At 55.4% G+C, this 15274-nt stretch carries 15 protein-coding genes; 7 read left to right on the plus strand and 8 right to left on the minus strand.

Annotated features, from left to right (window positions below; all coding sequences use genetic code 11):
* Positions 1 to 35: 35 nt before the first annotated feature.
* The 4 genes from P1U45_RS15635 to dnaG form a co-directional block, all read right to left on the minus strand.
* On the minus strand, positions 36 to 848 hold the full coding sequence (locus P1U45_RS15635; protein ID WP_301059893.1) for a hypothetical protein: 813 nt from the start codon (positions 846 to 848) through the stop codon (positions 36 to 38).
* A 157-nt stretch (positions 849 to 1005) separates the two neighbouring features.
* On the minus strand, positions 1006 to 1686 hold the full coding sequence (locus tag P1U45_RS15640) for a hypothetical protein (RefSeq protein ID WP_301059894.1): 681 nt from the start codon (positions 1684 to 1686) through the stop codon (positions 1006 to 1008).
* A gap of 49 nt (positions 1687 to 1735) precedes the next feature.
* Complete coding sequence (rpoD, locus tag P1U45_RS15645) at positions 1736 to 3709, minus strand: RNA polymerase sigma factor RpoD (protein WP_293608793.1); 1974 nt, start codon at positions 3707 to 3709, stop codon at positions 1736 to 1738.
* Positions 3710 to 3760: 51 nt separating this feature from the next.
* Positions 3761 to 5644 carry a DNA primase gene (dnaG, locus tag P1U45_RS15650; protein WP_301059895.1) on the minus strand — a complete coding sequence of 628 codons (1884 nt, stop codon included), beginning with the start codon at positions 5642 to 5644 and terminating at the stop codon, positions 3761 to 3763.
* A gap of 174 nt (positions 5645 to 5818) precedes the next feature.
* On the opposite strand from dnaG, the gene P1U45_RS15655 reads away from it, so the two are divergent.
* A complete protein-coding gene (locus tag P1U45_RS15655; protein WP_301059896.1) occupies positions 5819 to 5962 on the plus strand; it encodes a hypothetical protein in 144 nt (47 codons plus the stop codon).
* 1 nt (position 5963) lies between these two features.
* Here the strand turns inward: P1U45_RS15655 and P1U45_RS15660 are convergent, their stop codons facing one another.
* On the minus strand, positions 5964 to 6992 hold the full coding sequence (locus P1U45_RS15660) for an acyltransferase (RefSeq protein ID WP_301059897.1): 1029 nt from the start codon (positions 6990 to 6992) through the stop codon (positions 5964 to 5966).
* A 168-nt stretch (positions 6993 to 7160) separates the two neighbouring features.
* On the opposite strand from P1U45_RS15660, the gene P1U45_RS15665 reads away from it, so the two are divergent.
* Both P1U45_RS15665 and P1U45_RS15670 read left to right on the plus strand, forming a co-directional pair.
* Positions 7161 to 7727: a pyridoxamine 5'-phosphate oxidase family protein gene (locus tag P1U45_RS15665; protein WP_301059898.1), complete on the plus strand. Its 567-nt coding sequence runs from the start codon at positions 7161 to 7163 to the stop codon at positions 7725 to 7727.
* Entirely contained in the window at positions 7724 to 8125 is a 402-nt protein-coding gene (locus tag P1U45_RS15670; RefSeq protein WP_301059899.1) for a VOC family protein, read from the plus strand. The genes P1U45_RS15665 and P1U45_RS15670 overlap by 4 nt, the downstream gene beginning before the upstream one ends.
* A gap of 2 nt (positions 8126 to 8127) precedes the next feature.
* Here P1U45_RS15670 and P1U45_RS15675 read toward each other — a convergent pair whose 3' ends face one another.
* Positions 8128 to 9147 carry an adenosine deaminase gene (locus tag P1U45_RS15675; RefSeq protein WP_301059900.1) on the minus strand — a complete coding sequence of 340 codons (1020 nt, stop codon included), beginning with the start codon at positions 9145 to 9147 and terminating at the stop codon, positions 8128 to 8130.
* A gap of 173 nt (positions 9148 to 9320) precedes the next feature.
* Between P1U45_RS15675 and metA the strand changes: the two genes are divergently transcribed.
* Together metA and P1U45_RS15685 are read left to right on the plus strand one after the other, a co-directional pair.
* Positions 9321 to 10259 carry a homoserine O-succinyltransferase gene (gene metA, locus P1U45_RS15680; RefSeq protein ID WP_301059901.1) on the plus strand — a complete coding sequence of 313 codons (939 nt, stop codon included), beginning with the start codon at positions 9321 to 9323 and terminating at the stop codon, positions 10257 to 10259.
* Positions 10260 to 10357: 98 nt separating this feature from the next.
* A complete protein-coding gene (locus tag P1U45_RS15685; RefSeq protein ID WP_301059902.1) occupies positions 10358 to 11128 on the plus strand; it encodes a formyl transferase in 771 nt (256 codons plus the stop codon).
* A gap of 7 nt (positions 11129 to 11135) precedes the next feature.
* Here P1U45_RS15685 and P1U45_RS15690 read toward each other — a convergent pair whose 3' ends face one another.
* A complete protein-coding gene (locus P1U45_RS15690) occupies positions 11136 to 11621 on the minus strand; it encodes a GatB/YqeY domain-containing protein (RefSeq protein ID WP_293608800.1) in 486 nt (161 codons plus the stop codon).
* 158 nt (positions 11622 to 11779) lie between these two features.
* Here P1U45_RS15690 and carA point away from each other — a divergent pair, with 158 nt between their 5' ends.
* Both carA and P1U45_RS15700 read left to right on the plus strand, forming a co-directional pair.
* Positions 11780 to 12976, plus strand: a complete 1197-nt coding sequence (gene carA, locus P1U45_RS15695; protein ID WP_301059903.1) for a glutamine-hydrolyzing carbamoyl-phosphate synthase small subunit — start codon at positions 11780 to 11782, stop codon at positions 12974 to 12976.
* Positions 12977 to 13091: 115 nt separating this feature from the next.
* Positions 13092 to 14411, plus strand: coding sequence for a dicarboxylate/amino acid:cation symporter (locus P1U45_RS15700; RefSeq protein ID WP_301059904.1), 1320 nt, complete (start codon positions 13092 to 13094; stop codon positions 14409 to 14411).
* Positions 14412 to 14457: 46 nt separating this feature from the next.
* On the opposite strand, the gene P1U45_RS15705 is transcribed toward P1U45_RS15700, so the two are convergent.
* Positions 14458 to 15255 (minus strand): 16S rRNA (uracil(1498)-N(3))-methyltransferase, encoded by a 798-nt coding sequence (locus P1U45_RS15705; protein WP_301059905.1) that lies wholly within the window; start codon positions 15253 to 15255, stop codon positions 14458 to 14460.
* Between the last annotated feature and the right edge of the window lie 19 nt (positions 15256 to 15274).

Raw genomic sequence — 15274 nt, forward strand, 5'->3', positions numbered from 1 at the left:
AACACGTTATGGTGCAACACGCAACCATAGTTCGACTAAGAGGGTAAATCAGCCGCGTCAGGAGCAGTCTTTCCCTTCCCTTGAAGCCAGAATGGCTGCACACACCAGTCACCGCCCCAACGCTTCATTTCCTGCATGAACGTTAGCGCAATCTGACCGATCTCCTGCTTGGTGACCGTCTGCAAATAGGTGTCATAAATCCAGCTCTGCTGCATGGGTTTAGTAAACCAGATTTCGACCATCTGCCTGTCCGGATCGGCTCTGTTCGGAACGGTTTTACAGCGCCAGCGCCAGCTTTTCTCGTCGAAACGTTGCCGCCAGTCATCAAGAGCGCTCTCCAGCTCCTCGCGAAAAGCTTCCGCCTCCACATCCGGCGCCTTACAAATCCGGAACAGCACGTGCATATCCACCAGATCATACCAGATATTGATCCATGTTTGGCGTTCGCCGTCGCTGAGGCAGTATTCAGCGCCGCGTTTCTGCGGACGCAGATTGTATTCCTTGTAGTCGACCGCCTTTCCGATCCCCTCCATCTGATATGGAAAATTAATCTTGAACTCGTTTGGCAGTTCTACCGTGAAAAAGCGTTCGACGCGCTTGGCGATCTGAATTTCCGGCATGAAGCGGCGTCCAAATGCCGCCACGAGAAAAGCAAAGAATGCGGGAACAACAAGGCTCAGAAAGGAAAGCGGTACGGCAGGACTATCGATCACCACCTGCCAGATAACAGCATCTGCGATCAGCCATAGTCCAAGTACAATGAAAAAAAGAAAGCCGAGCAGTGTGCTGATACGCACCCATGCCGGCATGTAGATCAAATTGTTTCCCGAAGGCCCGCCCGTCGTCATGTCGGCATGCTTGCACAGCCTCGATCTAGCTGCAAGCTGGAGTGGTTATACCTTGAAATGCTCCACGCTATCTGCGCCAGCGCGATAGAACTTGCCCCCATCATCCTGCACTTTGGCATTCAGAAGCCCTGCGAGATATTGCGCACGCAGTATTTTCTCATGGATTCTCAATGTCCTCGCCAGAGATATACCTCCATACGGAGACCAGCACTTTGTCTCCGAATTTCAAAATGAACATCGCCGCAATATATAGCGCCAGCAACGCAGACACCGTCAGCACCTTGAGCATCAGATCGTTTGAAAGGTTTTCACCGTCCGGCGCCTGATGAAGCAGCATGAAGATAAGCGCACACGCGATCAACGGCGGCGTCCAGAGGGCAATGATCAAACCAAACCAGACGACGCGGAAACCTTCTGATTTTGGAGGCGAAAGCCAGAATGATCTCGCCCTAGCCTCCGGTTGCTGAGGTTCTTCACCAACGGAAAGATCAGCCAGCGTGTCATAAAACTCACCATCATCCCCTTGAACACGTGCATCCAGTAGAACCGCTAATCGCAACGCATCAATTATGGTCTGATCGTCGCGATATTTTGCGCGAAGCACGCCATCCTCGGACAACCAGAAGCCTTCGATCCAGGGAAACCCGTTAGCAGCTAGTCGGATTTCCTCACCTGTCTCCGGATTTGTAACAACACGAGGGGACGCATCTACCCCGTCCATAAACTCAAGCTCGAGGTGGCGAGCATGAATTTCACACAAGTCTTCGAGCGTAATCGCGCCGAAGTCCTGCTCATCCCAGTAATTGGGCTTTCTATGAATATAGATTTCGTAGCCCACATGCCCCCACAAAAAAAGGCGACCCGAAGGCCGCCTTTTTCAAAATCTCTTAGGTATCGAGGAAGCTGCGCAGTTTGCGCGAGCGGCTCGGATGCTTGAGCTTGCGAAGCGCTTTCGCCTCAATCTGACGAATACGCTCACGAGTGACCGAGAACTGCTGACCAACTTCTTCCAGCGTGTGGTCGGTGTTCATACCGATACCGAAACGCATACGCAGGACACGCTCTTCGCGAGGTGTGAGTGACGCCAGAACGCGCGTGGTTGTTTCACGCAGGTTAGACTGGATCGCCGCATCCACAGGCAGAAGCGCCGCCTTGTCCTCGATGAAGTCGCCAAGGTTTGAATCCTCGTCGTCGCCAATCGGCGTTTCGAGAGAAATCGGCTCTTTCGCGATCTTGAGAACCTTACGGATTTTCTCAAGCGGCAGACCAAGCTTTTCAGCCAGCTCTTCCGGTGTCGGCTCACGACCAATCTCGTGCAGCATCTGGCGCTGTGTCCGGACGATTTTGTTGATCGTCTCGATCATGTGCACCGGAATACGGATTGTCCGCGCCTGGTCGGCGATAGACCGTGTGATCGCCTGACGGATCCACCATGTCGCATAAGTGGAGAATTTATAGCCGCGGCGATACTCGAACTTATCAACCGCTTTCATCAGGCCGATATTGCCTTCCTGAATGAGGTCGAGGAATTGCAGGCCGCGGTTCGTGTACTTCTTCGCGATGGAGATCACGAGACGCAGGTTTGCCTCGACCATCTCTTTCTTCGCAATGCGCGCCTCGCGCTCACCTTTCTGAACGGTGGAGACGATACGGCGGAAGTCATCAATCGGGATACCGATTTCCTGAGCCGTGTCAGAAATCTCGCCGCGCAGATTTTCAACCTTTTCGGCTTCAGCCGCCACGAAGCGTTCCCACTTCTTGGACTTGCCGCGCACATCCTCAGACCAATCAGGGTCGAGTTCGTGGCCGAGATAGGATTCAAGGAAATCACGACGCGGAACGCCATGCGCGTCAGCCAGACGCATCAGCTTGCCTTCAAGGCCCATCAGGCGCTTGTTAATGGCATAGAGCTGCTCAACCAGCGCTTCGATACGCGCATTGTTGAGGTGCATGGTTTTCAGGTTTTCGATGATCTCGTTCTGGATGGAGCTTAGTTTCTCCTGATCCTTGTTCGAGAGCTCTTTGCCTTCCATACGAAGACCAATGAGCTTTTCCTGAAGGGCCTGGAAGGTTTTGAACTCACGGGCGATCTCGTCGAGCTTGGATGTGACGCCGTCACGGAGTTCAGCCTCCATGGCAGACATGGACATAGCCGCGCCTTCATCATCATCGTCATCGTCGTCGCGGCGGCGGTTTTCACCGTCCTCGCCTTCTTCGCCGTCTTCAGAATTTTCAGACTCTTCTTCTTCCTCGTCCTCTTCTTCCTCTTCCGGCTCTGGCGGCGGGTTTTCCGCGCCATAAGTCGCTTCAAGGTCGATAATGTCACGCAGAAGAACGCGCTCGTGAACAAGCTCGTCGCGCCAGACCATCATAGCTTCAAACGTGAGCGGGCTTTCGCAGAGGCCACGGATCATCGCATCGCGACCCGCCTCAATGCGCTTCGCAATCGCGATCTCGCCTTCACGTGAGAGAAGCTCGACAGAGCCCATTTCGCGCAGATACATGCGCACAGGATCGTCCGTACGGTCAGAACCGCGCGCATTACCTTTGGTGGTGGTAACCGCTTTAGAACCGCTTACCGTGGCGAGTTCTGTCTTTTTCTCGGTTTCTTCCTCGCCTTCTTCCTCAGAATCAACGACAGAGATGCCCATCTCGGACAGTTGGGACATGATGTCCTCAATCTGGTCCGGATTCACCTCGTCGGAAGGCAGAACCTTGTTCAGCTCATCATGCGTGATGTAGCCGCGGGTTTTGGCTTTCTTGATGAATTTCTTGACGCTGGCGTCGCTGAGATCAAGGACCGGGCCGTCCTGTGTTTCGTTCTCAGTTTCTTCCTTATTGGCAGCAGCAGCCTTGCTCATGCAGTGTCTCTCCAGGTCGTGACCGGGTGCGCACGCCAGTCACCGGGGATTTTAAGAGCCCCATTTTTTCCTAGCCACTTCATCCATGCGGCGGATGGCGGCGTGTAAATCTGACTTCGCTTCCGGCGCAGAGTCTTCCTCCCCGCGCGTTAGATCGCGAATATCGGTCTTCAGACGGAGTTTTTCAACAACCCGCCTGCGTTCCAGAACATTAGAGTCAGCTCCAGAAGACCGAAGCTGTTGCTCATCCTGGGAAAGTTCATCCACTGCGCAAAACCGCTCAAGGGCACTTAGCCATTCCTGACCCTCTGGAGATGCGGGGTTCAGGGGAATTCCAGCCGGTTGTGTTCGCAGGAGTTGGATAGCTTTATCCTTCCCGAATAAACGTAGATGGCTTGTCAAGCCCGTTCGGTCAACCTCTTCACCACTTTCAAATAGGTCAAAAACTGCATCTTGCAGCCCTGCGACCACCGGATCGGGGAATCTGGCCACCGCCAAACGCTCCAGTCCGGCTTTCAAAAGTTCCGGCGAATCAATCATTCTGATGAGGATTCTCACACCGCGCGGGTTAAGATTGAGTTCCGGTTTCCGGGATTTACCGCCACCCGGACCAAATTGTGATTTACCACCCTGCCGCCCCGGCCGGCGCATCTGGAAGAGGTAATCACGCAGCCGCTGGTGAAGCTCACGGCCATACGCCTTCTTCACACCAGCATGCTGGATATGGGCAACCGCATCGTCAAGACGCTGCTCAAACCCTGCTTTACGTTCTGGTGTGTCTAACGGGCTCTGCTCCAGTTCGCGGCCCCATAGAAGATCGACCAATGGTTTGGCGTTCTTCAGAACTTCGTGCATCGCATCCTTGCCGCGCTCGCGGATAAAATCGTCCGGATCCAGCCCGTCAGGCAGAAGCGCAAAGAAGAGTGACCGGCCCGGCTCCAGATGCGGTAAGCCGCGATCAATCGCCTTGTGCGCGGCGCGCACACCAGCCGCATCGCCGTCAAAGCACAGCACCGGCTCGCCGCCCACCTTCCAGAGGAGAGAGAGCTGATCTTCAGTCAGCGCGGTACCAAGCGGCGCCACGGCATAATCAATGCCCGCCTCGCCAAGCGCGATGACATCCATATAGCCTTCGCAGACCACGAGGCCTTCAACATTGGCCATGGCTGCGGCTTCACGTGCGGCTTTATAACGGTAGAGCTGCGCGCCTTTATGGAAGAGTTCTGTTTCCGGCGAGTTCAGATATTTCGGCTTGGCGTCCTTTTCCATGGCACGGCCGCCAAAGGCGATCACCTTGCCCGTCGTGTCCTCGATTGGAAACATGACGCGCCCGCGGAACCGATCATACGGGTCGCGGCCTGTATCAGGCTGGATGATGAGGCCCGCATCCAGCATATCTTTCTGGCTGGCACCGGTTTTCGCCAGATATTCCTGCAGAGCCCGCCAGCTATCCGGCGCAAAGCCGAGGCGATATTTCTGCCAGCTGGACGGCTGCAGCCCCCGCCCTTCCAGATAAGACCGCGCCTGCGCCCCGTCCGGACCACGCAGTTGTTCTTCGAAATATCGGGTTGCCGCTTCGCATACATCAATCAGGCGGCCACGGCGCGAGCGTTCTGCTTTGGCCTGCGGTGTATCACTCGGCAGCTGCATACCCGCTTCAGCGGCGAGCTTTTCAACGGCTTCAGCGAACGAGACACGCTCGGTCTCCTGCAGGAAGGTGATCACATCGCCGAATTTGCCGGAGGAGAAGTCTTTGAAGAACTGCTTCTGATCATTGACGTAGAAGCTCGGTGTCTTCTCGGCGCTGAAGGGCGAAAGGCCGGACCATTCCTTGCCCTTTTTGACCAATTTCACCTTGCGACCGACCACGTCCGAAATCCGAATGCGGGATTTCAGCTCGTTGAGGAACTGTTCATTGAAGCGATGGCCGACCATTGCGTGATATTACAGTTTATGGGCGGTTAATCCAGATAGCTTGCAGCCTACGAATGCTTTCTTTTGTGGATGCGCGAAATAGTTATACGCCTCGTCTTCCGCAATCCGAAAACGCCTCCCATATTCTGTAAATCAGACAGGGGTTTTCCTGCCGCTTCCTTCCTGGAGTGTTCCATGCGCGGTCTTATTCGCTACGCATTCGGTCTTGTTCTCTGCTTTGCTGTTCTGGCAGGCGCTTCTTACTGGCAACATCATCACCACAGTCACCCTGCAGCGAGCGCTGTACAGGTGGCTGTCAGCGTTCCACTGACACTCTAAATCACCCGACGTTTTCTGAAACAGCGCGACCCGGTCTGATTTTTCCCCGGATCGGCTCGATAAACCGTGCCGCCAGCCAGTTTACGCCAAACGCCAGGATCAGAATGAACGGGATACTCACCGCGAGTATGTCGAACCCTCGTGCTTTGCCATCAAACACAAACTGGCTGACCAGAAACCCGACCTGCCAGTGCAGCAGGAAGATCGGATAGGCGAGATCGCCCAGCATCTTACTAATGCCGGTCGCGCGCGTATTCAAAGACGAATGGCTGAACCCGACCATGATCACGATCATGAAAAGCAGGTTCAGATAGAAATAGAGATCGAAATTATCCGCGAAACGGCCATCCACGATGCCTGCAGCAATCATATTCCCAACCCAGAACACTCCGCCCGCGCCAGCTGCCAACACGGCCTGCACCGGCGACAAGCGCTCAACGTAACCTCTCGCATGAAAAAGCGCAGCGCCCAGCGCGAACGGCAGAATAGCGGCGACAAACGGGTCATATCGCGCCAGCCATTCCGGATTGGTGAGGAAGGTCCACACATGATAGCCGACGCCCGCCGCTAAGCCGAGCGCTGTGAAGAGCGCAGAACGTGAAATCAGCAGCCACAGCAGGAAATAGTTGATCAGCTCGACACCAACCGACCATGCAGGCGGCACGAGCCGGAAGCGCTGGTCCAGAAATTCGAACGGAAAAATGAACAGGTTTCCGAGCCACGCACCAAGCGTGTCTCTAATCCGCCAGACAGGTTTCCAGGTTTCAGCCTCCGGAAGCAGGAAGATCATAATCAGCGTCGCCGCCGCTATGATGTAGTAGACCGGAAACAGGCGTAAAAAGCGATTGATCGCGAAAGGCGCGAACCTGAATTCGTATGTTGTATTCAGGATCAGCGTGATCAGATAGCCGGACAGAAGATAGAAGCCGAACACGGCGAAAATGCCGGTATGGCTGGTATATCGCGCGCCTTCTGTGAGATGGGCCAACACAACAAGCCACGCCAGAAGAAACCTGAAACTACTCTGCACCCTAACCTCTCAGACGCCATCCCGCTGATCCGCCAACTATGAGCACAGCCGCGGCAATCGGCAACTCACCTGCCGTATAGTCTCCGCATACATTATTCCATCTTCCGGAACACTGAGTGTCATTTTTTAGGAATTACCTATAATTTTCTAAAGAGCTATCTGTCGCTCATGACAGCCAACTATCTCAAAACCCTGCTCAGCCCGACCGCACGCGCCCTTCAGACCTTTGATGGATCGCGCGAGCTTTATGCCAACATGGAAGCCAACGCGACGAACGGAGATGATCGCCTTACCTCCAGAGAGGCAACCTTCATCATGCAGCGCAACAGCTTTTACATGGCCAGCGTTACCGATGAAGGATGGCCCTATGTGCAGCATCGCGGCGGGGAGACCGGTTTTCTGCAAGTCATATCCCAGAACCGTATCGGCTTTGCGGATCTGCGCGGCAACCGCCAGTTCATGTCGGCTGGCAATGTGCGCGTAAATGATCGAGTTTCACTCTTCCTCATGGACTACCCGAACCGCCGCCGGCTGAAAATTGCCGGACGCGGCGCCTATGTGACGGCGCAGGATGCCCCGGATTTCGTCTCCCAGATCGCCCTGCCCGCACACCGCGACAAAGCCGTTGGCGCCTTCCTCATCAACATCGTCGCCTTCGACTGGAACTGCCCGCAATACATCACGCCGCGCTGGACGGCGGATGAACTCAAAGCCCAAAAGGAAACTTCAGAATGAGCACAACACTTGGCGTCCATCATGTCGGCCTCTCCGTACCAGACCTCAAAGCTGCGACCGGCTTTTTTGTAGAAGCTCTCGGCTTTGAAGAAGTGGGCGGTAAGCCGGATTACCCGTCTGTGTTTGTATCAGACGGAACCACCATGCTCACACTCTGGCAGATTGCCGAGCCGAACACCGCAACGCAGTTCGACCGGAAATCGAATATCGGCCTTCACCATCTGGCATTGAAAGTCGCCGACAAATATCACCTCACCGCACTTCACTCACAGCTCGCCGAGCGCGATGATGTCAGCATTGAGTTTGCGCCAGAACCGATCGTGTCAGGCGCGGCAATCAATCATTTCATCTGCGCCATGCCTGGCGGCATCCGCATCGAGTTTACCGCCGCGACCTGAGGCTAGTGCCGGTGCTGCTCATAAACAGCATCAATCTGGTCTAGCGCAGCTTCCTTATCGACGTCGCTCAGGAACGAGCCGATAAAACTGTTTCGCGCGAGCATGACGATCTCCGGCATAGAAAGGTCGAGCGCGTCGGCAATCGCTATGTAATTGTCGTTCACATAGCCGCCGAAATAGGACGGGTCGTCAGAATTCACGGTGACCCGCACCCCTGAGCGGAGGAGATGCGCCAATGGATTCTCGGTCAGGTCCGGCGTAACGCACAGGCGCTGGTTGGAGAGCGGGCACATGGTCAGCGTCATGCCTGTCTCGATCAGATGATCAATCAGCTCATCATCGCGGGCGGCAGCATTGCCATGGTCAATCCGGTCGATCTTGAGAAGGTTGAGCGCCTCCCAGACATATTCAGGCGGCCCCTCTTCTCCAGCGTGCGCGACAAGTTTCAGACCGAGCGCCTGCGCCTCTTTGAAGACGCGTTCGAACTTGCTCGGCGGATGCCCAAGCTCTGAAGAATCGAGGCCGACCCCATCAATCTTTGCCAGATGAGGCGTCGCCACTTCGAGCAGCGCAAAGGCTTCCTCCTCGCTCAGATGGCGCAGGAAGCACATGATAAGCTTGTTGGTGATGCCATGACGGATATGTCCGTCTTCGAGCGCGCGCGTGATGCCGCTAAGGACTGTTTCAAAACTGATGCCGCGCTCCATATGCGCCTGCGGGTCAAAGAACACTTCAACATGGCGCACATTATCCGCAGCAGCTTTCGTCAGATAGGCCGAGGTCAGGTCGTAAAAATCCTGCTCTTTCAGCAGAACGCCCATGCCCTGATAATAAAGGTCCAGAAAGTCCTGCAGATTGGAGAAATCATAGGCTGCGCGGATTTCCTCAACCAAGCCATATTTGAGCGTGACGCCGTTCCGCTTTGCCAGCTCGAACATCATCTCCGGCTCGAGAGAGCCTTCCAGGTGAAGGTGAAGTTCAGCCTTGGGAAGCTCTGCAATCAGTTCTTTCAGTTCGCTCATGTTCAGGCCTCCATTTTCGTATCTCGCCCCTAGTCTAGCACAGATTTGAGCGTCTGGCCTCGCGGCGAATTGAGGCCGCACACCCTGCTTTTGTTTGCATTCATGGCAAACACACCATTTAAGAGTACATCGTGCCCTGCACGGAGATTTTTAAGTTCGGACCAGATTAAAAAATGCCAATACGTATTCCTGATGGCCTGCCTGCACGCGAACACCTTCTGCAAGAAGGCGTGCGCGTTAAGACTGAACGCTTTGCCGATCGTCAGGACATCCGACCTATGCGCATCGGCCTGTTGAATCTGATGCCGAACAAAATCCGCACCGAACTTCAGATGGCACGCCTCATCGGCGCCTCGCCGCTGCAGGTCGAATTCACACTGGTTCGGGTTGGTGGCCACACACCGAAGAACACCTCGGCAGAGCATCTCCTGTCCTTTTATCAGACCTGGGATGAGATCAGGGACCAGAAGTTTGACGGCTTCATCATCACCGGCGCACCGGTCGAAACGCTCGAATTCGAGGACGTCACCTATTGGGACGAGATGAAGGAAATCTTCGACTGGACAGCCACCAACGTCCATTCGACGCTGAACATTTGCTGGGGCGCCATGGCTGCGATCTGGCACTTCCATCGCGTGCCGAAATACGTGCTCGACCGGAAGCTGTTCGGCGTTTACCGCCACCACAATCTGGTGCCGTCCTCACCTTACATGAACGGCTTCTCTGACGACTTCATGATCCCGGTCTCACGCTGGACCGAGTGCCGCGCAGAAGACGTTGAGAAAGTCGACGGGCTGGAAGTTCTGATGAATTCAGATGAGACAGGCCTCTGCATCGTGCATGAGCGCAAATGTAACCGTCTCTACGTGTTCAACCATATTGAGTATGATTCCACATCGCTCGCGGAAGAGTATTTCCGCGACATTGATGCCGGCATCGATATGCAGATCCCGCACAACTACTTCCCGGATGATGATCCGAAGCAACCGCCACTCAACCGCTGGCGGTCTCACGCGCATTTGCTGTTCGGCAACTGGATCAACAATATGTACCAGACCACGCCATACAGCACCGATCTTATCGGTCAGGAAGAACACGATCCGGGCTACTAGGCTCCGCGATCACGCGCTTGTTATCCACAGGTGCACCGTATAACTGACGAATTTGCACGGTTTCTGCATCTCCGGCCCTGAACAGCCGGAGATGTGCCATGACCGTACAGCCAAAAATCGTCGCTTTATGTGCAGATGCCCCACATGCGTGGATTATGATCAACGCGCTTCGAGAGAAGTTCGGGGACTTTCCCGTCATTCTGGAAGACGGCGAACCGGCGAAAACATTCTGGAAACGACGCGCCCGCATTCTCGGCCCGATGACGGTTGCCAGCATGCAGGCCGCACGCCTTCCAATCAAACTCACCAAGCGCCGCACACATGACGTCATCAACCGGATGATCGATGAGGAAAACCTTCAGCCAGCCATGCCGAAGATTGAGAACCTCATCCGCGTCTCCAGCGCCAATGACGCCGAAGCCATTGAAGCCTTGCAGCGTTTTGACCCGACAGCCGTGTTCGTCATCAATTGCCGGATGCTGAAGAAGAAAACGCTGAACGCCATCAAAGCGCCATTCATCAATTACCATTCAGGCATTAATCCGGCATATCGCGGTATGTTTGGAGGCTATTTCGCGCTGGCTAATGGCGAGCCCGAGCACTTCGGCGCGACAGTCCATATCGTCGATGAGGGCGTCGATACGGGCGATATTCTCTATCAGTCGCAGGTACAGGCTCAGGCCGATGACAACTTCCACACCTATATCTGGCGGATCGCTGCGGGATCGCGCGATATTGTCATGCAGGCGATGGATGATGCGGTGAATGGCACGCTCACGCCTTACAAGGTCGAGATGCCGTCAAAGCAGTATTACGCGCCAACCTTTGGCGGCTATATCTGGAATGGTCTGACGAAGGGCGTCTGGTAGGCGCTTATCAGCCGAGGGCTGCGCGCACTTTGCGACCCGCCTCGCAGCTGTCGAGCTGGTCTGGATAGCGGGATTTGAGTTCGGTCATGCAGCGACCGAGGTCTTTCAGGCTTCGCGCTTCAAGGTCGCCAATCACATCCTGAACAACTTCTTCGAGTTCTTCGCCTGCGATGGTCTTAGGCAGATAGCGCTGAAGGATTTCGAGTTCGTCGCGCTCGCGGTCGGCCATTTCGATCCGGCCTGCATTTTCATAACGGTCTGCAGATTCTTCACGCTGGCGGACCATCAAAGACAGTACATCGCGGATAACTGAGTCGTCGCAGCCTTCGCACTGGTCGTGCGCGCGCGCATCCGCGTCACGGTCATGAACCGCGCACATGGCAAGGCGCAGCGTCGCTGCTTCTACAGAATCACTATCGTCGGTTTCGGCGCGTGAAAGGTCAGCTTCCAACAGTGCGCGCAGTTTCGGCGTGTGTGTTTTTGGATCCGTCATATGGAATCAGTGCTTCTCTTGGCTTTCAATCTCAGTAAACGGCAGTTTCGTTGATATTATACTACGTTACCAGCTTGACGATTGTTCCCGCGAAAGATACTTCCTCGCGCGTTTGCCCGGCGGTCCTCACCGCCCCTTTTGAACAAGGAAGCCCTATTATGCCTTTCCTCACCGAGAATCAAGAACAGATTGAAGCGACCGGCGCGCTGGTTCTGGCGAGCGGCGAGGTTTACTTCGGGCGCGGCAATGGCGCGACTGGAACAGCCATCGCAGAGGTCTGCTTCAACACGGCGATCACCGGATATCAGGAAATCCTGACGGACCCGTCTTACGCTTCGCAGATGGTTGTTTTCACCTTCCCGCACATTGGTAATGTTGGCGCGAACGATCAGGATCAGGAAGAAAGCTCTGTAAATGCAGAGAAAGCTGCGCGCGGCGCAATCTTCCGCGGCACAATCACGCCGCCATCAAACTGGCGCGCTGTGGACCATTTCGATGCCTGGCTGACCAAGAAAGGCATTGTTGGCCTCTCTGGCGTGGACACGCGTTCAATCACCCGCCTCATCCGCGAAAAAGGCATGGTGAACGGCATTATTGCGCACATTTCACCAGACGAAACAGTCTCAATTGCTGATCTGAAGGCAGAACTTGCCGGATTTGCAGGCATGGAAGGCGCTGATCTGGCCAAGGTCGTAGGCCCTGACGCGGAATACGCGCACGCTGAACAAAACTGGAAATGGGATTCGGGCTTCACCGCATTGGAAAGCGGTGACTTCCACGTTGTTGTGCTCGACTTCGGTGTGAAGAAAAACATTCTGCGCAATCTGTCTGAAGTCGGCGCACGCTGCACGGTTCTGCCGGGCAATGCGACAGCTGAAGACGTTCTGGCGCTCAAGCCGGACGGCGTCGTCCTGTCTAACGGCCCGGGCGATCCAGCCGCGACAGGCGTTTACGCGGTGCCGGAAATTCAGAAGCTCATCGCATCAGACCTTCCGATTCTCGGCATTTGCCTCGGTCACCAGATGCTGGCGCTCGCACTCGGCGCGAAAACCATGAAAATGGCTCAGGGTCACCATGGCGCGAACCATCCGGTGAAAGACCTCTCAACCGGCAAGGTAGAGATCGTCTCCATGAACCACGGCTTCACAGTTGATCCCGCAACCCTGCCAGAAGGCGTCGAGCAGTCTCACGTGTCTCTGTTCGATGGCACGAACTCTGGTCTGCGCGTTGCGGACAAGCCGATCATTTCGGTTCAGCACCACCCTGAAGCCTCTCCTGGCCCACAGGACAGCTTCTATCTCTTCCGTCGCTTTGCTGACCTTATGTCTTCACACGGCGCAAAAGAGACCGCTTAAGCATAACGGACCAATCAACAGGCAAGGCGCGCATCAGGGCGAACTTCGCTTTGAAGTGAGTTGCTTTCGCTAAAAGACGCTCTAGGCTCCCCTCAAACTTCTGAGGGGTAGACTGATGAAAGCCTGGTTCGAAATCACACTCTGGAAACGGGTCATGCTGGGCCTTGTGCTCGGCCTGTTAGTGGGCCTTTTGCTTTACTACCCCGCAGGCGAATGGACGGGTAACTCCGCAGCCGTAGCGAATTTCGCTGATACATGGCTCAAGCCATTCGGCGACGGCTTTGTACGTCTGATTAAAATGCTAGTCGTTCCGCTGATTTTCACCACGCTCGTTGCCGGCGTCACGGCGATGGGCGACCCGAAAAAGCTCGGCAGCCTTGGCGGGAAAGCCATCGCTCTCTATCTGGGAACTACCTTTATTGCGGTATCAATCGGTCTGCTAATGGGTACGATTTTCCAGCCGGGCAATGGCGTGGAGATCCTTGCAGATTCAGGCTCTCAGAGCGCTGTCAGTGACCGGATTTCGGCAGCGTCCGCGGCGGATGCAAGCATTGCGGACAAACTTCTGGCAATCATCCCGACCAACCCTGCTGAAGCCCTCGCTGCACAAGACGTCCTGGGCATCATCTTCTTCGCGATCATTTTCGGTGTTGGTTGCCTGATGGCGAAAGAGAAAGCCAAGCCGGTTCAGTCCATGATCGAATCAGCCGCTGAAGTCATGATGAAGGTCACCGTGATGGTGATGGAACTTGCGCCTTTCGGCGTCTTCTTCCTGATGAGCTGGGTTATGGCAACCAAGGGCCTGGCGATCCTCGCTAATCTAGGTCTGCTCACCATCGGTCTCTACCTGGCATGTATTGTTCACATCGTTCTGGTTTATGGCCTTGGTATTGTGAAAGGCATGCTGGGCCTTCCGTTCATGCGCTTCTTCGGCGGTATTCGTGATGCTCAGGCCGTTGCTTATTCCACGGCATCCAGCGCGGGCACACTGCCGGTAACGATCGAGAACGTTTCTGAAAACCTCGGTATCAAGAAGTCTGTCGCTGCATCCGTGCTGCCGGTTGGCGCGACTGTGAATATGGACGGCACCGCGATTTATCTTGGCATGGTGGCTCTCTTCGCTGCGCAGGCGCTCGGTATCGACATGACACCGGCCATGTATCTGTCCGTGGCTCTGGGCGCGACGCTCACCTCCATCGGCGCGGCGGCGATCCCAAGCGCGGGCCTCCTGCTTGCCTCGGCCGTACTCTCATCCATCGGCGTGAGTGAGGAACAGTCCCTGCTGATCATCGCCATGATCTTCCCGTTTGACCGCCTGCTCGACATGATGCGCACCATGACAAACGTCACTGGTGACGCTGCCGTCGCCTCTGCCGTTGCAAAATGGGAAGGTGAACTCGACGAAGACGTGTTCCGCCACGAGGCGACACGCTAGGGCAAAAAGCTTGGGAGGAGCGCCGTCGCGGACAGGGCCTTTCAGACTATTCGTCTGTACCGGTTCCATCTCCGGCGGCGCGCCAATCCCCACAAATCGCCTGATACAGGGTCAGCGCTGCAACTGCCGCCGTTTCAGCCCGCAGGATACGCGGCCCCAGAGACACCGGATAAACGCCATCCAGCTTCCGCAGGATTTCGCGCTCTTTAGGTGAGAACCCGCCCTCAGGTCCGATCAGAATAGCCGCCGAGCCGACATGGTGTTCGTTCAGAACATCCGCCATCGGACGCGCACGATTATCTTCGCCGCCCCATTCAGCCGCCTCATCGTCACCGCGTTCATCGCAGTAATACACGCGGCGGTCATCCGGTAGATCAGATAGCGCCAGCATGAGAGGTTTGGAATCGCATACGCGCGGCATGTTGAGCCGCTCGGTCTGCTCCGCAGCCTCCATTGCAAGACGTTCCATACGGTCGGTCCGCACACGTTCCGACTGGGTAAATTCTGTAATTACCGGCTGGATAACTTCCACGCCCAGCTCAGTCGCTTTTTCAACGACGAAATCCGTCCGCGTTTTCTTGAGCGGTGCAAACAAAAGCTGAAGGTCGGTCAGCTTGTGCTGTCCGCGCAATTGCTCTTCAACTTTCAGAATTCCGGCCGATTTTCCAAGGATTTCAGTGACACGAGCAAGCCATTCGCCATGCCGCCCATTGAAGACACGCACCTCGTTTCCCACCTCCAGACGCATTACACGGAAGAGGTATTTCGATTGCGCTTCATCCAGTGCAACTGGCCCGCCAGGAACAAGGTCAGTCGGTACGAAAAGTCGTGGCCGGGTAGTCATGGCAGAAGGTTTGGCATTC

Origin of the sequence: Ponticaulis sp. (assembly GCF_029210165.1) — a bacterium.
Classification (GTDB): domain Bacteria; phylum Pseudomonadota; class Alphaproteobacteria; order Caulobacterales; family Hyphomonadaceae; genus Ponticaulis.